The sequence below is a fragment of the Amphibacillus marinus genome, from assembly GCF_900110345.1.
Lineage (GTDB): Bacteria > Bacillota > Bacilli > Bacillales > Amphibacillaceae > Amphibacillus_D > Amphibacillus_D marinus.
Map to the genome: position 1 here is coordinate 296,315 of NZ_FODJ01000002.1, position 21,881 is coordinate 318,195.

General features: G+C 37.4%; 22 protein-coding genes. 9 read left to right on the top strand and 13 right to left on the bottom strand.

Features of this window, described 5'->3' with window-relative positions:
- Nucleotides 1-162: 162 nt before the first annotated feature.
- Nucleotides 163-513 carry a DUF2200 domain-containing protein gene (locus BM000_RS05445; RefSeq protein WP_091495635.1) on the bottom strand — a complete coding sequence of 117 codons (351 nt, stop codon included), beginning with the start codon at nt 511-513 and terminating at the stop codon, nt 163-165.
- 330 nt (nt 514-843) lie between these two features.
- Entirely contained in the window at nt 844-1,707 is an 864-nt protein-coding gene (phaZ, locus tag BM000_RS05450) for an intracellular short-chain-length polyhydroxyalkanoate depolymerase (RefSeq protein WP_091495637.1), read from the bottom strand.
- A gap of 234 nt (nt 1,708-1,941) precedes the next feature.
- On the opposite strand from phaZ, the gene BM000_RS05455 reads away from it, so the two are divergent.
- The 3 genes from BM000_RS05455 to BM000_RS05465 all read left to right on the top strand — a co-directional run bounded on the left by BM000_RS05455 (nt 1,942) and on the right by BM000_RS05465 (nt 5,217).
- Nucleotides 1,942-2,817 carry an AraC family transcriptional regulator gene (locus BM000_RS05455; RefSeq protein ID WP_091495639.1) on the top strand — a complete coding sequence of 292 codons (876 nt, stop codon included), beginning with the start codon at nt 1,942-1,944 and terminating at the stop codon, nt 2,815-2,817.
- Between the two features lie 109 nt (nt 2,818-2,926).
- Nucleotides 2,927-4,225 (top strand): alpha-glucosidase/alpha-galactosidase, encoded by a 1,299-nt coding sequence (gene melA, locus BM000_RS05460; protein WP_091495641.1) that lies wholly within the window; start codon nt 2,927-2,929, stop codon nt 4,223-4,225.
- A 17-nt stretch (nt 4,226-4,242) separates the two neighbouring features.
- Complete coding sequence (locus BM000_RS05465; protein ID WP_091495642.1) at nt 4,243-5,217, top strand: aldo/keto reductase family protein; 975 nt, start codon at nt 4,243-4,245, stop codon at nt 5,215-5,217.
- A 66-nt stretch (nt 5,218-5,283) separates the two neighbouring features.
- On the opposite strand, the gene BM000_RS05470 is transcribed toward BM000_RS05465, so the two are convergent.
- Together BM000_RS05470 and BM000_RS05475 are read right to left on the bottom strand one after the other, a co-directional pair.
- Nucleotides 5,284-5,703, bottom strand: coding sequence for a DUF1801 domain-containing protein (locus BM000_RS05470; protein ID WP_091495644.1), 420 nt, complete (start codon nt 5,701-5,703; stop codon nt 5,284-5,286).
- A 99-nt stretch (nt 5,704-5,802) separates the two neighbouring features.
- Nucleotides 5,803-6,363: a TetR/AcrR family transcriptional regulator gene (locus BM000_RS05475; protein ID WP_091495646.1), complete on the bottom strand. Its 561-nt coding sequence runs from the start codon at nt 6,361-6,363 to the stop codon at nt 5,803-5,805.
- A 134-nt stretch (nt 6,364-6,497) separates the two neighbouring features.
- On the opposite strand from BM000_RS05475, the gene BM000_RS05480 reads away from it, so the two are divergent.
- Nucleotides 6,498-7,127 (top strand): GNAT family N-acetyltransferase, encoded by a 630-nt coding sequence (locus BM000_RS05480; RefSeq protein ID WP_091495648.1) that lies wholly within the window; start codon nt 6,498-6,500, stop codon nt 7,125-7,127.
- A 337-nt stretch (nt 7,128-7,464) separates the two neighbouring features.
- Here the strand turns inward: BM000_RS05480 and BM000_RS05485 are convergent, their stop codons facing one another.
- Nucleotides 7,465-8,001 (bottom strand): DUF4269 domain-containing protein, encoded by a 537-nt coding sequence (locus BM000_RS05485; protein WP_091495650.1) that lies wholly within the window; start codon nt 7,999-8,001, stop codon nt 7,465-7,467.
- Nucleotides 8,002-8,389: 388 nt separating this feature from the next.
- On the opposite strand from BM000_RS05485, the gene BM000_RS05490 reads away from it, so the two are divergent.
- A complete protein-coding gene (locus BM000_RS05490) occupies nt 8,390-9,445 on the top strand; it encodes a bifunctional transcriptional activator/DNA repair enzyme AdaA (protein WP_091495652.1) in 1,056 nt (351 codons plus the stop codon).
- Between the two features lie 241 nt (nt 9,446-9,686).
- Here the strand turns inward: BM000_RS05490 and BM000_RS05495 are convergent, their stop codons facing one another.
- The 4 genes from BM000_RS05495 to BM000_RS05510 form a co-directional block, all read right to left on the bottom strand.
- Nucleotides 9,687-10,358, bottom strand: a complete 672-nt coding sequence (locus BM000_RS05495; RefSeq protein WP_091495654.1) for a hypothetical protein — start codon at nt 10,356-10,358, stop codon at nt 9,687-9,689.
- A 14-nt stretch (nt 10,359-10,372) separates the two neighbouring features.
- A complete protein-coding gene (locus BM000_RS05500; protein ID WP_091495656.1) occupies nt 10,373-10,867 on the bottom strand; it encodes a hypothetical protein in 495 nt (164 codons plus the stop codon).
- 4 nt (nt 10,868-10,871) lie between these two features.
- Nucleotides 10,872-11,363 carry an RNA polymerase sigma factor gene (locus tag BM000_RS05505; protein ID WP_091495658.1) on the bottom strand — a complete coding sequence of 164 codons (492 nt, stop codon included), beginning with the start codon at nt 11,361-11,363 and terminating at the stop codon, nt 10,872-10,874.
- A gap of 230 nt (nt 11,364-11,593) precedes the next feature.
- On the bottom strand, nt 11,594-12,484 hold the full coding sequence (locus BM000_RS05510; RefSeq protein WP_091495660.1) for a MurR/RpiR family transcriptional regulator: 891 nt from the start codon (nt 12,482-12,484) through the stop codon (nt 11,594-11,596).
- A 180-nt stretch (nt 12,485-12,664) separates the two neighbouring features.
- Here BM000_RS05510 and BM000_RS05515 point away from each other — a divergent pair, with 180 nt between their 5' ends.
- From BM000_RS05515 to BM000_RS05530, 4 genes are all read left to right on the top strand, one after another.
- Nucleotides 12,665-12,979: a PTS lactose/cellobiose transporter subunit IIA gene (locus BM000_RS05515; RefSeq protein ID WP_091495662.1), complete on the top strand. Its 315-nt coding sequence runs from the start codon at nt 12,665-12,667 to the stop codon at nt 12,977-12,979.
- A complete protein-coding gene (locus BM000_RS05520; RefSeq protein ID WP_091495664.1) occupies nt 12,976-13,278 on the top strand; it encodes a PTS sugar transporter subunit IIB in 303 nt (100 codons plus the stop codon). The genes BM000_RS05515 and BM000_RS05520 overlap by 4 nt, the downstream gene beginning before the upstream one ends.
- A 113-nt stretch (nt 13,279-13,391) precedes the next feature.
- On the top strand, nt 13,392-14,666 hold the full coding sequence (locus BM000_RS05525; RefSeq protein ID WP_091495666.1) for a PTS sugar transporter subunit IIC: 1,275 nt from the start codon (nt 13,392-13,394) through the stop codon (nt 14,664-14,666).
- A gap of 100 nt (nt 14,667-14,766) precedes the next feature.
- Nucleotides 14,767-16,197: a glycoside hydrolase family 1 protein gene (locus BM000_RS05530; RefSeq protein WP_091495668.1), complete on the top strand. Its 1,431-nt coding sequence runs from the start codon at nt 14,767-14,769 to the stop codon at nt 16,195-16,197.
- A 402-nt stretch (nt 16,198-16,599) separates the two neighbouring features.
- Here BM000_RS05530 and BM000_RS05535 read toward each other — a convergent pair whose 3' ends face one another.
- The 4 genes from BM000_RS05535 to BM000_RS05550 all read right to left on the bottom strand — a co-directional run bounded on the left by BM000_RS05535 (nt 16,600) and on the right by BM000_RS05550 (nt 21,788).
- A complete protein-coding gene (locus BM000_RS05535) occupies nt 16,600-18,936 on the bottom strand; it encodes an ABC transporter permease (protein ID WP_245751589.1) in 2,337 nt (778 codons plus the stop codon).
- Between the two features lie 10 nt (nt 18,937-18,946).
- Nucleotides 18,947-19,711 (bottom strand): ABC transporter ATP-binding protein, encoded by a 765-nt coding sequence (locus BM000_RS05540; RefSeq protein ID WP_245751583.1) that lies wholly within the window; start codon nt 19,709-19,711, stop codon nt 18,947-18,949.
- Nucleotides 19,712-19,836: 125 nt separating this feature from the next.
- Nucleotides 19,837-21,102, bottom strand: coding sequence for a HAMP domain-containing sensor histidine kinase (locus BM000_RS05545; protein ID WP_091495671.1), 1,266 nt, complete (start codon nt 21,100-21,102; stop codon nt 19,837-19,839).
- A complete protein-coding gene (locus BM000_RS05550) occupies nt 21,099-21,788 on the bottom strand; it encodes a response regulator transcription factor (protein WP_091495673.1) in 690 nt (229 codons plus the stop codon). The genes BM000_RS05545 and BM000_RS05550 overlap by 4 nt, the downstream gene beginning before the upstream one ends.
- Nucleotides 21,789-21,881: the final 93 nt, after the last annotated feature.

Below are 21,881 nucleotides of genomic sequence, written 5' to 3' on the forward strand. Positions count from 1 at the left end.
GTCATAATTATAAGACACTATATGGTGTCATGTCAACTAAACGCTCTCAAACCTTTTTAAGTACTGTTATAAAATAAGCTTCTTTTAAAAAGTTATCAAGACTAGTTTATTGTAATAAATAAAGCTATCAGCATGAGTTAAACTGATAGCTTGGCTTGATAATTATTTCCGCAAAATCGTCTCCATCGCTCTTCCCTTTGCTAATTCATCAATTAGCTTGTCCAAATAACGAATCTCCTTCATCAAAGGTTCCTCAATTTCCTCAATGCGAACACCACAGATGACACCTTTAATTAAAGAACGAGATGTATTCATCTCAGGAGCCTCGGCAAAAAACGTCTCAAAATCGATTTCCTTGTCTATTAGGTCAGCTAACATCACTTCGTTATACCCTGTTAACCAGCAGATAATTTCGTCAACTTCTGCCTTTGTCCGCCCCTTTCTCTCTACTTTAGCTATATATAGCGGATAGACCTTAGCAAAGCTCATCGTATAAATCTTGTGTTTCTTCATCTGCACACCTATCCTTTCATCGTACTGCTGTTATTTTCCTAATTGTCACTTATTAATATGCATTAAAGCTAGTGGCCCTTTAACAAAGCTTGCTAAAAACATACAACTACTAAACTTTTTTCCTCTTTCCAGCCACATTTATTACTTTCTCTTTGTTTTATTCGCAGGCGTAAAAGACGAATCCTGTGCCTGCAATGCATCTTTAATTATCGATTAAGCGCGGGTTTTCAACCATTGCATATCACTATTTTAACACAGATGACTTTTATAGCTTCTTCAAGCTACTATAAGCTTAAACATAAGCCTAGAAGAAATGTGCGCTCTATCTTCCTAATTAACCTTTAAGAACTGATGCAATTCATGTAAAATAGCTTGCGCATCATCAACAAACAAGGCGTGACCTGCGTTAACCGGCAGATAGCTCAGCCTAATATTAGCAGCTACCAAATCCTCAATCAGCTCCAGCGTCATAGCCTTAGAGGTTAGTTGGTCTTTTACTCCCCAAACAACTAACACTGGTGCCTTAATCTTCTTGACCGCTTCATTTCCGTCTATTAAACCATTTGACTGTGCACTTACATTAAATAAATTTGCCGCGTGCGCTACATCAATAAAATTCTGTTGTTGAGTGGCACTAATTAAATAGCACTGATACTGTTCCTTACTCGGTTGATGGTCAGCATAAAGTAATTGATCCATAGCATTTCTAAAGAAAGTATGATCCTCTGCCTGTTGTGCTTCTATCATCATTGATAGGCCAACATTTTTAGTAAGGTCCTCCTTCTGATCAGCCCTATTACCAGCTTGGTCAAAGGCTGGATAGCCTCTTGTAGACATAGATGCAAGTAAAACAAGATGACTAACATGTTTAGGATAATCCGCTGAAAATTGTAGGGCGACACCACCACCATTTGACCAACCAATCAGATCAAATCGCTCTATACCCAAATGGTCAATAAACAGTTTAATATCGTCTGAAAAGTCTTTCATTGTTTCTATCGGATGATTATAGGTTGAATCACCATATCCTCGCAGGTCAATTGCATATATGGTGAATTCATCATCTAGCTGCTTAATTAAAATATCCCATTGTGTGGAAGCTGCCATGTTACCATGGATAAGAACGACTATGCGCTCTCCACCTGGTCGCTTTATATAGGATAGCGTTTCTCCATTTGACAAGGTTAATTTCATAGGTATGCTCCTTTTTAAATTTTTCTCATGCAAGTTATTACTTTTGAAAAGTAACGTTACAATGAGATAAGTTGTTTTGCATTGTTCTTTTTGCTAATACATTAAAACTAACAAAACGCCCAAAAAAGTAAAGGATTTATATTATTATACTTATTATTGCACAAATCAGTTTTAAATAACTTACTTGTTTAGTAATATGAGATTAAATCTAACAAGTTAAAGGAGGGCTTCTAATTGGCACCAGACAAAGTGTATGGGTTTCGCTTTAAAGGGGAGGTGCAACAGCGCATTGCCGGCTTACATACCATTGGTAAAGAATCACGGACCAGTCACACTTATAGTTGGGATGGCTTAAAAAGACAAGAACAAGACCGCATTGTCTTTCAGTATACCCTTAATGGGCAAGGCAGAATTCGAATTAAGGATAACGTATATACGCTGACAAAAAATGAAGCGTTTCTCATTAACATTCCGAGTGATCATTGCTACTATTTACCTTCAGATTCAGATCACTGGGATTTTATCTTTATTACACTCTATGGTGAAGAAGCAGCGCGCCATTATCATACCATTACCCACAAGCATGGTCATATCTTTACTATGCCAATTGACACTCGTCCGATTAGACACATCTTTAAAATAATTGAAATTATCGAGACAATCGGAATTAAGGATGCCTTTGAAGCTAGCGGTTATGCCTATTCTTTTTTGATGGAGTATTTGCACTACTTAGAATTTAAACAACAGCAACAAAGCGAGCGCCCAGCTTCAATTAACAAAGCGGTGGCATTCATTAAAGCACAATATGCTAAGGATATTAGTTTAGACAATATTGTCAAAGTTTCAGGCTTGTCTAAATATCACTTTACTCGGTTATTTACGAGGACTTTACACAAAACACCTGTTCAGTATTTAACTAAAGTTCGCATTGAACAAGCACTTCAGCTCTTAAGACACACCGATCAATCGATTGATGAGATAGCGAAGACTGTAGGCTATGCATCCCATAATTATTTTAGCAAAGTTTTTAAAGCTACGCTTGGCGAGACACCGACCCAGTACCGTCAGAATAAGTTTGTCATGCCAGTCGATCGATTATTTATTGATTAAGATGGAGCAATATATTGCACATTTTAACTAAATTTACGGTTGTATCCGCTTGCAAATCCCCTTAAGATAAATTTGAAACTAAATTGATTTAAATTAAGGAGTGTATCATATGTCGAAAATTACCTTTTTAGGTGCTGGTAGTACCGTATTCGCTAAAAATGTCCTTGGTGATTGCATGACCGTTCCCGCATTGCAGAACTTTGAATTCGCCCTATTTGATATTGATCATGAGCGTTTGCACGATTCGGAGCTTATGCTTAACAACCTCAAGAAGAGCTTGAATGCTAGGATAACGGTAACGGCTTATCGTAATCGAAAAGAAGCGTTACGAGATGCTAAATACGTCATTAATGCCATTCAGGTAGGTGGCTATGATCCTTGTACCATTACTGATTTCGAAGCACCTAAAAAATTCGGCTTACGGCAAACGATCGCTGATACATTAGGCATTGGTGGTATCTTCCGTAACTTAAGAACAATTCCAGTTATGCAGGAATTTGCCCGGGAGATCAAAGAAGTCTGCCCCGACGCATGGTTTCTGAATTACACAAATCCAATGGCAGTCTTAACAAACGTTATGCTAAAGGAAGGCATTAAAACGGTTGGGTTGTGCCATAGCGTTCAAGTTTGTGCAGATCACTTGCTTGACTCCTTAGAAATGTCAAAGGATAATATCCAGTGGAAAATTGCTGGTATTAACCATATGGCCTGGCTATTAGAAATCACCCAAAACGGACAAGACTTGTATCCCGAAATTAAGAAACGAGCGCAAGAGAAACAAAAGCAAAAGCATCACGATATGGTGCGCTTTGAGCTAATGGATAAATTCGGGTACTACGTGACTGAATCCTCAGAACACAATGCTGAATATCACCCTTATTTTATCAAAAGTAACTACCCAGAATTAATTGATCGTTATAACATTCCTTTAGATGAGTATCCACGGCGATGTGTTCATCAAATTGAAGGCTGGAAGAAGATGCGCGATGACTTAGTCAATGACCATAATCTTCAGCACGAACGTAGCCATGAATATGGCTCCTATATTATTGAAGCAATGGAAACAAACCAACCATTTAAAATTGGTGGTAATGTTCTTAATACAGGCCGGTTAATCTCTAATTTGCCTGATAATGCTGTAGTTGAAGTACCTTGTCTGGTTGATGCTAGCGGGGTAACCCCAACATATGTTGGGGAACTCCCAGAACAGTTAGCCGCCTTAAATCGGACCAACATTAATACGCAGCTTTTAACGATTGAAGCTGCTCTAACTAGAAAAAAGGAAAAAATTTATCAAGCAGCATTGTTAGACCCTCATACAGCTGCTGAGCTGTCAATAGATGACATTGTGGCATTATGTGATGATCTTATCGAACAGCATGGTAATTGGTTACCTGAATATAATTAAAAAGGGAGAAGCGAACAATGCAGTATAGACGAGTTGGTAATAGTGGTGTTAAAGTCAGCGCGCTTGGTCTTGGTAGTTGGCTAACCTATGGAACAGCATCCGAACAAAAGGCTGCTGATGCCTGTATAAAAACAGCATTTGATTGTGGAATTAATTTTTTTGATACAGCAAATGCCTACAATCGCGGTGCGGGTGAAGAAGCGATTGGTGCCGCACTAAAGCCGTATATCCGATCAAGTTACGTCCTCTCTACCAAGGTTTTTTTTCCGATGGGTAATGGACCAAATGATGGTGGACTATCAAGGAAGCATATTATGGAGCAATGTGAAGCAAGTCTAAAACGGATGGGCACAGATTATATTGATATTTATTTCTGCCATCGTTACGACAACCAAACACCTACAGAAGAGACACTCCGTGCGCTTGATGACCTTGTTACACAAGGCAAAGTCTTATATACAGGTGTTAGTGAATGGAGTGCTGCCCAAATCACAGAGGCAACTGGCATTAGTAAGCGTTTGAATCTTGATCCGCTTATTTCAAACCAGCCGATCTATAACATGTTTGAGCGTTATATTGAAGAAGATGTGTTACACGTTAGTAAGCAACATGGTATTGGTCAAATTGTTTTCTCACCACTCGCTCAGGGCATCCTAACGGGTAAATATAAGCCAGGTGCACAAATCCCTAAAAATAGTCGCGCGGCTAATGATCGTGTTAATGGCGTAATTAATAGTTATTTGCAAGACAATGTGCTCGAATCTGTGCAGCAGTTAGATAATGTTGCTCAGCAGCTCGATATCTCCTTAGCACAGCTATCATTAGCTTGGGTATTACGCCAACCAGGTGTGAGCTCTGCCTTAATTGGCGCAAGTAAGCCAGAACAGATTGAGGAAAACATTAAAGCTGCTGACGTAAATCTCCAGCCAGATACACTTGAAGAAATTGAACGTATTTTGAAAAAGGTTGCAGATTTTGCCCCTTTACGATAAAAAAAAGGTGATAATAAATAAGACCGCTAGCAGAATCTTTGCTAGCGGTCTTATCATTCAAAATTCTTAACCGGGATAGGTTTCCTTCAAAAACACAATAGATTGGTTAATTAATGCCTTTAAAACGTCACTATCAATATCGGCTACTTTATTAATATAGACACAAGCTTTACCAGTAGTATGCTTGCCGAAATCCTTCAAGAGCTTGTCACGTTCTTCGTCACCGGTTGCAAAGTACAAACTAATTTTAGCTTTTCGTGGTGAGAAGCCTACTAAAGGCGCATCTCCCTCATGACCAGACGAATATTTATAATGGTACTTGCCAAATCCAATAATACTTGGCCCCCACATCTTTGCTTCGAAACCTGTTGTTTCGGTAAAAATATCTAATAATCGAAAGGCGTCCTCACGTTTCTGCAGACTAGCTACTTCTTCAATAAAAGCAATTACACTTTGATCTGTTTCTTTTGTCTTTAATTCATACATTGCACAACACCTCCCATTTACGATGCCACCATTTCCTCTGGCAAGTTAAATGAATAACTGCAACAAGTCGATTTACGAATGTGCTGACAGCAAATTTTCTTAGGTTTCTAGTTTTAACAAAAGTTGCTCAATACGCAGCGACATTCCAGTCGGCTCTTCTACCATACCTCGGATAATCCAGTCCTCAATTACGCCGAATACACCTGAAGCAATAAACATACTTTCCGTCTCCTCCAGAATAGTGGGCTGATTTGGATAATGGTCTTCCTTAATCATTTCCTGGAGAATTTTCGCTTTAAAGGCTTGCTTAAACTTCTCAGGAGTTAGTAGCGTATCTTCGGGGTTAATCAATACATTAAAAAGTGTTTTGTTATGATAAATGTAATCAGTCATTTTGTTAATGAAATGCACCACTCCACGGCGTTCATTAAGGGGAAAGGATTCATCATAAAACCTATTTAATTGTGTAAACATTTCCTGCTCCACTTCACTATACAGATCATAAATGTCCTGATAATGTAAATAGAATGTCCCTCGACCAATATCAGCAAGCTCAGTCAGCTCAGAAATGGTTATCTTAGAAATGGTTTTATTATTCAATAACGTTAAAAAAGCTTGTTTAATTCCCGTTTTAGTTCGTATTGAACGTCTATCTGCCACATTAACAACCCCATTCCTAAACAATTATACTTCTTTTGTTCATTAATAAACAAAAGAGCAATCATTACCTATACTAAACGGCTGATATCCTTATTATAATAAAATAAAATAAATGATTTAAAAAGGGGCTCACAATGGAATCATACCGCTTAGCTACAAAAAATGAATTGAACGAAATTGCCACATTGTTTACCGAATCATTTTTAGAATATCCTTTATTCACCTATATCCTAGCCGGGAGTAACCATTATAAACAGCTCCTGTTTAAACTTAATTATATCAATACCCGGTGCTTTTTTCAGCAGAAAAGCTGTTTTGTTGGTACTTTAGATGGGAAAATCGTTTCAGTTATTCTATTGAAAAAAAGAGGCTCACATAGTCCAACTTTAGTTCAATACTTACGTAACGGCGGACTATCGCTATTAACACAAATCGGGCTTCGCCGATTGATTAAACTCATTAGAACGCTTGAACACATGAAAGAGGCCTGCATGAAAGATAGCAAAGAAAGCTGGTACGTTGAAGGACTAGCGGTTGCTAAGGGCTATCAAGGACGAAACTTGGGTAGTAAATTATTTGAGTCATTTATTTTCCCTTATATCAGCGAACAAGGGGGCGGAAGACTAACACTCGTTACCCATACTGAATTAAACACTAAATTCTACCGAAAGAATGGTTTTGAGATTTTTAGTGAATACCGCATTGGATCAGATGATAATCACATAACAAATTACAGCTTGCAGAGAAATATCGGCTTGAAATAGCTAGCAATCACAAGAAGAGAAGGGCTTTATCTTCTCTTCTGTATCTTGAGCATTTTTAAGAGCACTCTTTCAGATATTCCCTATGGATAACGCTTATTAAATAACTCAACTTTCACACTGAAAATAATCATGAAGCCTTGATCATGTTTGGGAGAGTTGGCAATACCCATGTTGACTTTTTTATCAACGTGCCGTGCTCTGTCGTTCCAAAAAAAATGGTTTCACTTGCTCGACTAATCATCTTAATTTAACAAGCTACATCCGGTAACTACTAAGGCAAAACTTTTTCATTTAAATTATTTACTAAGCTCAAGAAAAAAACATTCGCTTCAACAATTTAGATAATTTGCTGTTCTTTCGCATATTCAATTAACGCAAGGTACGGATTTTCAGCAGGTAAATGAAGTGCACGACAAAAAGCAGGTTCGGTTTTATATCCTAGCTGCTTTAACTGCATAACTTGCTCCCTAAAATACCTCCCATTTTTTTCTAAGAGATGATTCTCGATAACCATATGCAGGTAGGCATTTTGTTTAATAACCGGTACAGGTTGTCCAAACACCTCTACTTCAAATGCCTTGTGAAAAAAATTCACCTTTAATACTTTCTTTCCGTTTATTTGCTTTTCCTTTAATTTGAAGCCTTTTAAGTGCCGAAACTTGTTAAGTGCTCTTCTGAATGCATTAAAATCATTCACCTCAGCGATAATGTCCAAATCTGAACTGTCTATGATTAAATCCAAAGGGATCGTCCCACATAAACAAGCATTAAACCGAGCAAGTTGATTAGGTAAATGAAGCTCAGTCAAGCATTGAAAGGCTTTCTTTTGCTTCTCACTTCCCTGTTGTAAATAACTAAGATCGAAGAAATTCATCGATACCCCCTAATATTACTTGTCTCAATTTCATTATTAATATAATTGTAAACCGGCTAATTATAGCTTATCATAAGCAGAACAAAAACATTCACTTCATTATGTCAAAAAATAGTTGTTCATTTTTCGGAAGATCCACTTGGTTATTGTCATTATAATTAAAGGAAAGTGTAGCTTTAATTACTGGCCAGTTAATCTGCGCTAAACTAACTGAGAGAAGGAATAACGATGCATGCGTAGTAACTTAAAATTTAAACACGTTCTCTACCTCTACTAATGGTGAATAATTAAAATGAAGTAAGATTTTTAATTGGATAAGTAAATTGTTTAGATTACTTATTATTTGATTATGTCAACGCATACTAAACCAGATAGAAGGGGCGATTCTATGATCACTTCAAATGAAAAAAAACAAGAGTATTATCAGGCGCTCGTTGAAAAGAACCATAATTATGATGGGATTTTTTTTGCTGGCATAAAAACAACCGGTATCTTCTGTCACGCAACTTGTACAGCTAGAAAACCAAAATTTGAGAATTGCGAATTTTATCAATTAGCAGAGCAAGCCTTGCTAGCGGGTTATCGACCTTGCAAAATTTGCAACCCATTATCTTTCCCTCATGCGATCCCTATCGAAGTCGAACAGCTTATTAGAGCAGTTGAAGCTGAACCTGAAAAAAGGTGGAAAGAAAGTGATTTTGCAGAAATTGGGCTACATTCGGCTTCAGCAAGAAGAAAATTCAAGACGATTTATGGCATGACGTTTGTCCAATATGCACGCGCACGTCGCATGGGTCTTGCCTTTAAGGAAATCAAACATGGTAGTAAAGTCATTGACCAACAGCTTGCAACTGGTTATGAGTCAGCTAGTGGCTTTAATGATGCGTTTACCAAAATCATGGGTAATCCCGCTAAAAAGACCTCAGTCAAGCTCCTTAGTGCGGCAATCTTGACCACACCAATCGGACGAATGATCAGCTTAGCAGATGATAACTATCTTTATTTACTAGAATTCCTTGATCGTCGTGGTTTGGAACGAGAAATCGAAAGATTAAGAAATAAACACAATTTTAGAATTATTTATGGACAAAACAAACTGAACGAAAAGCTAGCCAAACAGCTCCAGTTGTACTTTAACAAACAACTAGCGCACTTTACTATCCCGCTGTTCTACGATGGCTCAGCCTTTCAAAAGCAAGTATGGGACCAGTTAATCTCGATCCCAGTAGGTGCGACACGTAGCTATAAGGATATCGCCTTACAATTAGGCGATGCTGGAAAAGTTCGCGCAGTCGGTAATGCCAATGGCGCTAATCAAATTGCCATCTTAATTCCTTGTCACCGAGTCATCAAAAGCAATGGTGAATTAGGAGGCTATGGTGGTGGGATTGAACGTAAAGAATTTCTACTAACACTAGAAAGAGAGATGCAAGATTGTTTATAAGATAAGCCACCTAAAAAACGTCACTTAGTCAAATTAAATTGTACTAAGTGACGCATAATTTAAGCACTAGGTCGAGCTACTTTACCAACTCACATGCAGGTTCTATGCTTAGTTATTTTAGCTCATAATAATAATAAGCCATTGTTCCTCTTCATTTTATTAAATAAGATAAACTATTGACTCGGTTCATTAGCAGCAATTAACTGCCCTCCCGACAGATGACTAGCAAGACAGCCACGAACTATTTAGTTATTACCTCTATTTTAGATTCTATTATTTGGCCATCAATTGTTTTTACTACAAACGGTTCAACAATCTTGTTTATTCCGATGCTGATGAACGGAATCAATTGCTCTTCACCACCGTCTTCAATTTCAACAATAACTTCTGTACTACCAACTGTCTTTACGCGCTCGATCATTAATTTCTTCCCGGTATACCCCTCCCCCAATTGAATATAGATTTGTTTCTTCCCTTCAGATATGGTTGTCAATTCATAGTAGCTATCTGTGATATACTCACTGGCCGGGATGAAACCTCGCTCAATCTCCCAATAGCCTTCATTTGTAGCAATTGTCCACATGATAGTTGCAAACAAAAGCAAAGGTATTAAAAAAACAAGGCATTTATCAAGTCTATTTATCTTCAACTCAAGTTCATTGATTTTTGGAAATAAAAACAACATTAATACTGCTCCTATTAATGAGATCGCTATAATAATTGCTCCTAAGAAGCCAAAGCCAATTCCTTCAAAGCCGCCAATTTTGAAGGAACCAATTATAATTACCACCACACCAATGTATAAGGTCACAATTGGCGCCATGAAGATCTTTCCAGATTTCTTTGTGATGATTAATGTAAACAGAAAAATAAGCATACCAATAAAAATGCCAAAACAAATAATTGCAGCCAATCTAGCCACCTCCATCAATTAAAAAAAATTAACATGAATGTATCTAAGAAAAAAATAATGATGAAATCAAGCAAAATAAATAGCATAAACCATTTCTTGTTGAAGAATGTCATTGTAAAGATTGTTAAGAAGATAATAGCAGGAAAGTAAATTAAAAATACCGTATTCTTAATGTACTCAATCGCTGCCAAACCGGCTAAGTCCCAATTATAAAAATAAAAACTTGTATAAAGAATACAGACTACAATAAACGTACGAACAAGGAACATGACAAGCTTTAAGTTGCGATTAAATTGGATTATTTTTTTAAAAGGTTCTGGTTGTTTAGGTTCAACTATTATTGTACCTGAAGGATTACCTACATTAGTTAAGCGCTGATGATAGAGCTGTTGACATTCATGACAACCACTAATATGGTCTAGGACAATTTGCTTTGCATCATGATCTAACTCATCAATCATTCCAACAAGCTCTTGGGACAAAATATGAATCTTTTGTTGATCGTTCACCTTTTCACCTTCTTTTTGCTATCTGTTTACGCATTCTAAATACTTTCGACTTGAGGGTAGAAATGGGGATATGTAAGAGCTCCCTAATTTCCTGATAATCATAGCCATAGTAAACCTTAGCTAACAATATAGCTTTGTCTGTACTTGGTAAGCTAGCTAAAATTGAGTTAATTTGAGCATTTACGATAACTTTTAATTCCGGTGTTTGATTATGAATTAATAATGTCTCAATTAGATTCTCATCGCTCAACAATTCCGGTCTCTTTTTCTTATAGTAATCCAACAGTGTATTTTTTGTTGCTTTTACTAACCAGCTTTTTATATGTGTGACTTCAGAAATTAATGAAGGATTAGTTAGTATCTTGGAAAAAAGCTCTTGAATAATATCATTGGCCACCTCACCATCGCGAGTAAGGACCATAAGGAAGTGGCATAAGTATTGATAGTACTCTTGATAAAGTTTTTCTATCTCATCGAATGGGTGTTTATTTGCCATCTTACCCCTCCCTACATATCACACACTAAAAAGACGACTCAACAAAGAAAAAGTTGCAGCAATCTTGACTGCAACAATTTTTATTTTGGTCGTATTACTTTTTTATATGATTTTATCTCGAAGACTCGTCCGGTTTTCGCAGCACATTGATCGAAACACAGTTGCTTTCGAGGTAGAAGCAAGCAGATTTTCAATGGTTTCTTATTAATAACAAACCCGTTTCATATCGCTTATTCCTTCTCCTCAAATTCATCAGAGTCTTGTATAACTTTATTGGTACTATGACGATGATCAAAATAGCGGGCAACTTGAATTTTATAGGCCAAATTTTCTTGATAATTAAGTGAAAAAAGGGAAGCATACAAAATATCGAGCAAAAAGCAAATAGATGTATTTGAACTAAAGCTATCGATTTTAGAAATTAACTTTTCGCGGGTCGTTATTCGAAAAATGCAATCTGCATAGTTCGTCAACGTGTTTTCACCAATACTCGTTAACGCAATAATGGAGGCTTTTCGTCGTTGCAAGATAGGTAGCAAACTAATAATTCGATCCGTTTCACCACTATAAGAAATGACAATGGCACAAGTGTTTTCGTCTGAATTAGCCGCTTCATAACGGGGATCGACAGAGCAAATACGAATATTTTTATGAACTCTTGTCATTTTTGATTTAAAGTCATGGCACAAGATTAAATTGTTATTCATGGCAAATATCTTAATTTCCTTGGCCTGTTCTAACAGACTAGTCGCTTTTTGTAAGTGACCATGCTTTATTAATGAGAGTGTGTCTTGTATTGTTGTTTGATTAAGCAACGCAATTTTATTCGCAATCGCTAACAAATTATCTTCCTGATCAAACGGGAAATTAGCATCAACATTGTTAAAATGGCTATTTAAATAAGCTATTTCATTCAAAAAAGCATCCTTTAATTCAATCCAGCCGTTAAAACCAAGTTTTTTGGCCACTCTAATTAACGTCGATGGGTGTGTATACGTATCATCAGCAATTTGTTTAATTGTTTTATCTGTCATACCTTCACGTTGGTCGAACATGTAAGTAATGACCGCTTGTTCCGACGTTGAGAAGATATTTTCTGTCATTTTCTCTGAAAGCATCATTTTTATCACCCCTCCTTAGTATAGCACCTTTATTGTAAATAGCATTTACAATTAGACAGGTATTTAACATGAAATTTTGTAAATAGGATACGCTTTCACCTCTAAACGATTGTTTAAGAAAAAAATGCTCTTATAATAATAATTGAACAGACAAACTTGTATTTAAAGGGGGCAAAAATAATGGAAAACGAAGTCGTAATAATGCAATTGATTGCTAATGGTGGGGATGCTAAAAGTCACGCTATGAAGAGTATTGCACTAGCTCAAAAAGGGCAATTTGCTGAGGCAGATGAAGCACTAGCAACAGCCGCTACTTGCGTAAGCCAAGCTCATCACGGTCAAACGGCCTTAATTCAAGGTGAAGCTCGTGGTGAAAAACATGAAGTAAGCTTGTTAATGGTTCATGCTCAGGATCATTTGATGAATGCCATTACTATTTTAGACTTAGCAAAAGAATTTGTTAAATTATATAAAAAAATGGAGGGTTTAACATGAAAAAGATACTATTAGTTTGTGCTGCCGGTATGTCAACCAGCCTACTTGTAAATAAAATGAAAGCGGAATCAGAAGCCATTGGTGAACAAGTTGCTATTGAAGCCGTTGCTAAAGAAACATTAGGTGAGCATATTGATTCAGCAAATATCGTCCTAATTGGACCACAAATTGCGTATTTAGAAGATGACATTAAAACTGAATTTGCTGATAAAAATATTCCTATTAACGTGCTAAACACCGTTGATTACGGCATGATGAACGGCAAGAAAATTTTAACAGAAGCATTAACACAGATTTAAGCGAGCAAATCATTATTATGTGACTCGTTAACTTAGTTCAATCGTTTGCTTTAGCTAGCAGCCTCTACTCAGTTTTCAGCTCTACGAGTCACTTTATTTTAGGAGGGTTATTTATGGACAAGTTTATGGCTTCAATGAATAAAAAATTAATTCCAATTGCCAAGGCATTTGATACAAACCGATACTTAGATGCCATTAAAAATGGTTTCTTTGGTGTCATGCCATTCTTAATTATTGGTTCATTTTTATTAATTTTCGGCAACTTACCTATCGAAGGTTATCCTGAATTTATGCAATCTATTTTTGGTGCTGGCTGGGATAGTATCTTTAATATACCCTTTGAAGCAACTATGAACATTATGACTTTATTTGTCATTATGGGTACAGCTAAATCATTAGCTAAACATTATAAAATAAATGAATTAAATGCAAGCATTGCTGCCGTCGTTGCGTTCATTATTTTAACGCCATTTATTTTTGCTGGCGAAGAAAGCGGTATTCCGACTGGAGCGTTCGGTGCGACTGGGTTATTCTTAGGTTTAATTTCTGCGATTGTATCAGTTGAAATCCTACGTTTTATTGAAGGAAAGAATATAACGATTAAAATGCCACCAAGTGTCCCAGCAAATATCTCAAGCTCGTTTACATCACTTATTCCGTCATTCTTTGTTATTTTAGTCTTTACGATTATTCGACTATTGTTTGAGGGATCCGGCTTTGGCACAGCACAAAACTTTATTTACCAGATTCTTCAGGCACCGTTAACTAATGTTGGTAGTTCCTTGCCCGCAATGATCATTATTAACTTGTTTGCCTCGTTACTTTGGGCATTCGGTATTCATGGTACCGTTATTATTGGTGCCATTATGGACCCTATTTGGTTATCCCTAACGGCAGAAAACGCAACAGCCTTTGCAGCAGGTGCTAATATTCCAAATATTATCAACACTGAGTTTCAATCTAATTTTGTCCAACTGGGTGGAGCTGGCTGTACATTAGGCCTTGTTATCTGTATGGTCTTTGTCGCTAAATCGAAACAGTATAAAACATTAGGTAAACTATCAATTGCACCAAGTATTTTCAATATTAATGAACCTGTTATCTTTGGAACACCGATTATCCTAAACCCATTGATGTTAATTCCTTTTGTTGTCTCAACTTTAGTTGCATTAATTATCACTTACTTTACGATGGCGACTGGTTTAGTACCCTTGACGAATGGCGTTAACCTACCTTGGACAACACCGCCAATTATTTCTGGTTTCCTTCTTAGTGGCTGGCGTGGTGCAACTTTGCAGGTGATCACAACATTAATTACAACTGCAATTTGGTACCCATTCTTTAGAATTTCCGATCAGCGTGCTCGTCAGCTAGAAGACGCTGAATAAATCGAGCGAAAAATCGTCGAGAACAACAGCTGACTAGTTGTTCTCGACGTAACTTGCGCACATTTATTTTTGCGATAAAAAGACGAAGGGATGAATAGATATGAAACAACCAACACAATTCCCTCAGAATTTCCTCTGGGGTGGCGGCATTGCTGCTAATCAAGCAGAAGGTGCTTATAATGCTGATGGCAAAGGCCTGTCAATTGCCGATTTCCATGCTTATAAAAGTAAACAAAGTGCTGATGACCGACTAGAGCATGCCACGATTGAAGTCGATGAAGATATGTTCACCACCGTTGATGGCACTTACTATCCGAAAAGAAATGGTGTTGACTTCTATCACCGTTATAAAGAAGATATTCAGCTGTTTAAAGAAATGGGGCTAAAATGCTTTCGCACCTCATTCAACTGGGCACGCATTTTTCCAAACGGTGACGAAACAGAGCCAAATGAGGCTGGACTTCAATTCTATGATCGTTTAATTGATGAATTGCTTGCCAACGATATAGAGCCGGTAATGACCATTTCTCATTATGAAATTCCGGTCCACTTAGTAGAGCAATACGGTGGTTGGTTATCGAGAAAGACCATTGATTGTTACGAGAATCTTTGCCGCGTGTTATTCGGACGCTATCACAAGAAAGTTAAATACTGGATTACCTTTAACCAAATTAATCTGTTATCATTTAATTCACTTAGCTTTAAACAAGGGCAGACTGATAACACGCTACAAGGCACATACCAAGCTGTCCACCACCAATTTGTTGCCCAAGCCAAAGCGAAACAACTCGCCAAGCAATATGGTGACGCAATTGAAATTGGCACGATGCTGAGTGACAAGATCGCTCATCCAGCAACTTGTAAGCCTGAAGACGTTCTGTTCAACTATCGTAAAAATCAAATGGAATACTTATTTAGTGATGTAGCCATGCGTGGCTATTACCCTGGCTATGCTTATCGCTTCTTTGCTGATAACAACTTAACTATTGAGATCACTGAAGCAGATGAGAAGTTGCTAAAAGAAAACACCATGGATTACCTATCATTAAGCTACTATTATACCAAAGTAAACGATGCTGAAAAAAATTCGTTTAGTCCAATGGATAAAACAAAAAATCCTTACCTGAAAGCAAGTGAATGGGGTTGGGAAATTGATCCACTCGGTTTGCGAACGGCACTTAATATGTACTATGATCGCTATCAATGTAAGCTGTTTTTAACAGAGAATGGCCTTGGTGCGCGTGACACCGTAACTGAAACAGGTGAAATTCATGATGACTACCGGATTGATTACATTAAACAACATGCAATTCAAATGCGAGAGGCGATTCAAGATGGGGTCGAACTATTGGGCTACTGCCTGTGGGCACCAATTGATATCGTCAGCTGTTCCTCTGCAGAAATGGACAAACGCTATGGTACGATTTACGTCGATCTCGACAATGAAGGAAACGGTAACTACGACAGAAAGAAAAAAGACAGCTTCTTCTGGTACAAAAGTGTTATTGAATCAAATGGAGCAAATCTTTAGCATAAAACTAATAACATGTCTTGTATGGAGAATAATTTATATTAAAACCAGATACTTCCTATAAAGGAGGCATCTGGTTTCTTAGTTCTTTTAAAAAACCCCTGCTATGCCGGTAATCTAAGAATAACAAAATTGACAGTGATTATTATAATAAATTATTCATTATAGAAGCAGCATTAAAGTTAGTAAACGCATAGCATCTTACATTTTGCACCAGCCAATAGAAGTCTTGCATTGTGAAATAGAAAATACTAACACACATTCAAGGTAAGTAAGTCCAACCAATCTTGGATAACAGATATAAACTACTGAGCGCTGGTCGTCTATAGTTGGCTTCATGTTTTTAAGTTAACGTAAATACACGAATGAAAATTTGACCAGTCACTTCCTCAGCACAAGGTATCATTCAATAATCAAATCATAAGCAGATATCTGCTTAATTTGACGTGCAATCAGCATTGATACGAGATAAGCTAGAACAAAAATACTCAAACAAAGGAAGATAATACTTGGGATATGAATGGCAAAGGACAACCGTTTCACTCCTGCGGCTGATAGAAGTAAGGAGAGCATTGGATTAGTAAAGAAATAGCCCAATCCCCCACCAGCTGTCACACCGATCATAATAATCGGTAAGTAACTCATGGCTATTTGATTCATCAATTGAAAGGTTGAATAGCCGATTGCCTTTAGAATGCCAAACTCCTTCTTACGCTTAATAATTAGCGTTTTAATCACTAAATAAAGAATCATGACAACAACGATTACCGTAATGATTAAGACCATTACCATAACAGCAAAGACAGCAGCAGTATACATACCTGTCTGACTCTCAATATTTTCATCGATATCCAATGTTTCAATAATAGCATCGCCATACTGCTTTTGGATTTCGGACATAAATTCCTTATTTGAAATACCCGCTAAATAGACATAGAGCGTTGTACCTTGATAATTTGATTGCAGGTGTTGAATACCGTCCAAAGTCATAGAAGAAATTTGCCCTAGATTACCAATTGATTGACTCAATCCTGTTACTAAATAACTGGCTGTTTCAGCACCATACTCGACTTCAACTGCATCGCCAATACCCTTATTAATTTTCTTTGAGACAACCCAAGAGATTGATAGTTCATTATCATGCTTGGGCTGGCGCCCTTGATAAACGACGTCATTCTCTAAGTTGTTATAATGATCGGTAACATTCGTATAGACGTTCTGCCCGTCAATTTTGGTATTAATTAGATCAAATATATTGACTTTGCTAACATGATTCATTTGTTCAATATTAGTAATTAACTCATGCGTATTAGCTTCAGGCTGAACAGCAATATAGACATTTGCTGGCTCTGTTCCAAATAAGTTGATAAATGCCGTTTTATCAGAAGCAATGTTATAATACAACACGCCTGAAAAGACGGTAGCAAAAGTGAGTGCCGCTACAATTAAAGTAATCATGACATTCTGTTTTGAACTTGTCAGCATTGATTTTAACGCCAGTAACAGATGCAGACTACCTTTTGCCGTTGCCAAAGGCAGGTGATTCTTTCGGAAATTATGTGTTTGAATTCCACCACGCAGCGCATGCACAGGTGAAATTCTGCGAATACGGAAGGTCGATACTATCGTTACAACTGCTACACAAAGTGCTACTAAAAAAACACTGACCATATTAACAGTGAGGGCAATGGTTTGAACCCATAACAATCCTGTTAAGGTAGCAATAATCCCTCCTATTATTGGCATTAATGCATACGACAATGCTATTCCAACAACACCCGAACAGAGTGTAATTAACATAAATTGCAGCAAGATCGAGCTAATAATTTGCCTGCTTGTATAGCCAACTGCTTTTAGTACACCAATATTAACGATACCATCTTCAATATTATTTGAAATGCTAAATTTAATGACAATGAGGGCAACAAGAACAATGATAACAGCGAAGGCTACTAATATTGTCGCAATAATATTAACTGTTAATGTGCTTACCTCTTTCACTTCTATGATATCTAGTGTCATCAACGAGGGTGTCGCTTCTACAGATTGAAATCTCTCAACATAGCCAATAAAATCTTCTTTTAGCTGTGACGCCGTTGATTTATCTTTATTTAACACAGAGATTATCATCCCTTTTGCATCGCTATCTATTTGATCACTGAGCAATTGATAGCCAGCCTCAGGTAGCATTACCTTCATGACACCATTGTTATTCATACCCATCATGGTTGTTTCAAAAAAGCCTGCAATACGATAGTTATACTGCTTAGCTTGAAAAGTGATGGTAAAGTCATCCCCTAATTGATAGCCTCCATCCGTGTTAAAGCTGTAGGGGACAAAAATGTCGTTGCCACTGAAGCTATTAAGCTGATCAATCCGCATTGCCGGTGCAATCGCACGCTTGGTATCTGCATTAAAAATAATGATATTATTCGTTACTTCGCCGTTACCGAAATAGTAGTTAGCAAGGTTCATATCAATGACCTCTTCTGTCTCTGTTTCTTTTACTCCAGAGTAGTTTGCCAGAAATGCTTCGTAGTCAGAATGATAGCTTGCTTGATTCATCGTTATGACGAGATGAGGGTCTTTCAATTGTTCTGCTTTCTGATCAAAAAAAGTACTCAGTTGGGTAATAACCATTAGACCGATATTAAGTAGCAAGGTCGCCACTAGAATGAAGATAAATAAAGACGCAGTAGCCGATTTACCTTTTCGAACATTCGCCAGTGCGAGTTTCATTGTCTTCACCTCACCACCCCATTTCAGCAAGGAAGTGTTTAAGCTTATCGCTACGTTCAACATCCTCACAATCGTGGTAATGGCCTAAGCTTAAATCACCATTTATAACGCCATCCTTTAAATACAAAATCCTATTCCCGCGCACTGCTGTTTTCAGATCATGAGTAACCAAGACAATACTTTGGCCAGCACGATTAATAGTTGTAAACACATTAAGCACATTTTCACTAGCCGCTGAATTTAATGCCCCTGTTGGTTCATCGGCAAATAATACTTTGGGTTTGTTAATAATCGCTCTTACGATCCCAACGCGCTGCGCCTCTCCACCAGAAAGCTGGGTTGGAAATTTGGACCATGAACCTTCATCAATTTCAACTTGTTGGAACAGCGCTTTAGCTTTCTTAACGAGCTGCTGTTTATTTCGCGTTACCAGCAGACCGCTTGCCAGGATATTATCAAATACACTCATATTATCTAATAGATAAATTTGTTGGAAGACAAAGCCACAATGGTTTCTTCTGAAAATGGCTGCTTGATCTTGAGTTAACTTAGCTAAATTCTTTCCAGCAAAGTCGATAGTGCCTAACGTCGGCTTATCCATCCCACTGAGCGCATAAAGGAGTGTTGATTTCCCTGATCCTGAGCTCCCCATTATGACGGTGAAATCGCCTTCCGCTATGCTAATATCGAGATTTTTTAATACATGCTGCTGATTACCACCACTAGAGAAGGTTTTACACAGCTTCTCTGTACTAATTATCGTTTTGGTCATCATTCATCGCCTACTCCCTATTTAATCTTGCTTACTTTTCAAATAAAAAAAACTGTAAAGAAGCTTACAGTCTTATCATACAAAAGGAGTCTTAGTCAATCTTTATGTAATTCTTAATTGATTCTTAATTATGTTGCGAGTTTAATCTTTATCGCTACCGTAAAACCATCAGTTCGGTTATAGCAGTTAATTTGACCGTGCATTTTTTCGATAAAGTATTTAGATATATATAGTCCCAGTCCTGATCCGTTTTGACCAGCAATGTTTTGACCTCGATAATATTTATTAAACAGCAGTGGTAACTCAGCTTCACTAATGCCCCTGCCAAAATCAATAATATCAACTTCCAGGTAATCCTGGTGAATGCGCGACTCTATTTTTATCTTAGTCCTTGCATATTTATAGGCGTTGCTAATAATATTATCTAATACTTGTTGCAGCCTTGTTGTGTCCGTTAAAATAAGACAAGGTGGGATCGGATCATAATCAATATTGTGATCAAAATTGACATTCTCAATCATCTCACGCAATACGGTACTTGAAACTTCCACAACTGCCACTTTTAATTGCTGAAGCTCCTCTAAAGTAGCATGAAACATATCCGTAACCAGTAAATCAATTTGATCCGCTTTTGAAAAAATGGTCTGGACATGTTTTTTTACTTTATTATCATTTGTCTGTAGCAGCATTAGCTCAGTCACTGCTTTAATAGAAGCCAATGGTGTCTTAATATCATGACTTAGGGTTGCCACAAGTTCCTTTTTACTACGGTTCGATTCATACGCTCTCTGCCGAGCAGTAGCTAGCTCATCACGCAATAAATCAAAGCTTTCGGTAAACGCACCAAAGTAGTTGTTTTTGCCCATCGTTAACGGCCGGTCAAAATCACCTCTAGCCACATTCACCGCAAAATGCTGTAGCTGTTGGAATGGTTTAACTAGGGTTCGATTAATAATGGCAAGATAAATGAGGATCACAACCATAAGCAATCCCAAAATTAACGTCACAGCTATGATTAAATCTCTTTTCATTCGCACGACAATACTTTGTGCATCATTTTGAATAATGAGCTTGCCAACGACCTCGTTATTTTGCTGTAAATCAATAAGGGTATCGCGATTTTTGATTGAAGCAAAGCTACTCGTAAACGAACTTGCTGGTGATCGATAAAGGACATTCTCCTCACGATCAATAATGGAAAACGGTTGAGAGACAATATGGTCAACATGTTGTGCAGTGACCTGCCCCCAATTGTTTTCAATCTTCTTAGTCAAGTCATTTATTGCCACAACATCAACCTCCTGTATGTTATGACGTTGTATAACAATAACAGAAAGGACCATCCCTAAAGTAAATATGGTCAGAATCGTAGCAGCTAAGAACTTTATTCTCATTGAAGATCCTCCAGAACATAGCCTGTTCCCCAAATTGTTTTAATAAATTGCGGCTCCTTAGGATTACGCTCAATTTTCTCACGTAAATAGCGAATATGGACATTGAGGGTGCCATCACCTACAAACGTATCACCCCAGACATTATGAAAGAGTTCCGCTTTCGTAATGACACGGTTTTTATGCTTGACCAGATAGGATAATAGTTTATATTCCATTGCTTTAAGCTCAACTTCAACACCATTTACCCGTACCCGATGCTGATGGGGATCAAGTTGAATGGCGGCAGCAGAAATTAAACCAGCTTCTTGCTGAGCAGTATTCATGCTTAATCGTTTTAGGACAGCTTTTACTTTCGCTAGTAAAACACTGAGTGTATAAGGCTTTTGAATATAGTCGTCGCCCCCAATATTTAACGCGATTAGAACATCATCATTACTTGAGCGTGCACTAATAAACAGAATCGGTGCCGCAATCGTCTGGCGTAACTTCTTACATAAATCAAACCCCGAAGCATTGCCCAAATTAATGTCCAGCAAAATAACAGCCGGGTCATGCTCCGTCAAAAAGCGTTCACATGCTTCGGCACTTGTCACAAACGCTGTGTTAATGTCAAACATATTAAAATACTCACAGGTTGCTTCAGCTAAATCCAGTTCGTCATCGACAATCAAACAGTCTAATTTCATCCTGCTATCTCCTAGTAAAGATTGATATTATTTATTATAATACATCCGTTTAGGATGAGGGAGCTTTATAAAGAGCTTTTTCAAAAATGTGGC

Excerpts from the sequence above, each read along its gene's own strand:
- BM000_RS05445 (WP_091495635.1), bottom strand. The coding sequence starts at position 513 with ATGAAGAAACACAAGATTTATACGATGAGCTTTGCTAAGGTCTATCCG.
- phaZ (WP_091495637.1), bottom strand. The coding sequence starts at position 1,707 with ATGAAATTAACCTTGTCAAATGGAGAAACGCTATCCTATATAAAGCGA.
- melA (WP_091495641.1), top strand. The coding sequence starts at position 2,927 with ATGTCGAAAATTACCTTTTTAGGTGCTGGTAGTACCGTATTCGCTAAA.
- BM000_RS05465 (WP_091495642.1), top strand. The coding sequence starts at position 4,243 with ATGCAGTATAGACGAGTTGGTAATAGTGGTGTTAAAGTCAGCGCGCTT.
- BM000_RS05470 (WP_091495644.1), bottom strand. The coding sequence starts at position 5,703 with ATGTATGAATTAAAGACAAAAGAAACAGATCAAAGTGTAATTGCTTTT.
- BM000_RS05480 (WP_091495648.1), top strand. The coding sequence starts at position 6,498 with ATGGAATCATACCGCTTAGCTACAAAAAATGAATTGAACGAAATTGCC.
- BM000_RS05485 (WP_091495650.1), bottom strand. The coding sequence starts at position 8,001 with ATGAATTTCTTCGATCTTAGTTATTTACAACAGGGAAGTGAGAAGCAA.
- BM000_RS05490 (WP_091495652.1), top strand. The coding sequence starts at position 8,390 with ATGATCACTTCAAATGAAAAAAAACAAGAGTATTATCAGGCGCTCGTT.
- BM000_RS05505 (WP_091495658.1), bottom strand. The coding sequence starts at position 11,363 with ATGGCAAATAAACACCCATTCGATGAGATAGAAAAACTTTATCAAGAG.
- BM000_RS05510 (WP_091495660.1), bottom strand. The coding sequence starts at position 12,484 with ATGATGCTTTCAGAGAAAATGACAGAAAATATCTTCTCAACGTCGGAA.
- BM000_RS05515 (WP_091495662.1), top strand. The coding sequence starts at position 12,665 with ATGGAAAACGAAGTCGTAATAATGCAATTGATTGCTAATGGTGGGGAT.
- BM000_RS05520 (WP_091495664.1), top strand. The coding sequence starts at position 12,976 with ATGAAAAAGATACTATTAGTTTGTGCTGCCGGTATGTCAACCAGCCTA.
- BM000_RS05525 (WP_091495666.1), top strand. The coding sequence starts at position 13,392 with ATGGACAAGTTTATGGCTTCAATGAATAAAAAATTAATTCCAATTGCC.
- BM000_RS05530 (WP_091495668.1), top strand. The coding sequence starts at position 14,767 with ATGAAACAACCAACACAATTCCCTCAGAATTTCCTCTGGGGTGGCGGC.
- BM000_RS05535 (WP_245751589.1), bottom strand. The coding sequence starts at position 18,936 with ATGAAACTCGCACTGGCGAATGTTCGAAAAGGTAAATCGGCTACTGCG.
- BM000_RS05540 (WP_245751583.1), bottom strand. The coding sequence starts at position 19,711 with ATGATGACCAAAACGATAATTAGTACAGAGAAGCTGTGTAAAACCTTC.
- BM000_RS05545 (WP_091495671.1), bottom strand. The coding sequence starts at position 21,102 with ATGAGAATAAAGTTCTTAGCTGCTACGATTCTGACCATATTTACTTTA.
- BM000_RS05550 (WP_091495673.1), bottom strand. The coding sequence starts at position 21,788 with ATGAAATTAGACTGTTTGATTGTCGATGACGAACTGGATTTAGCTGAA.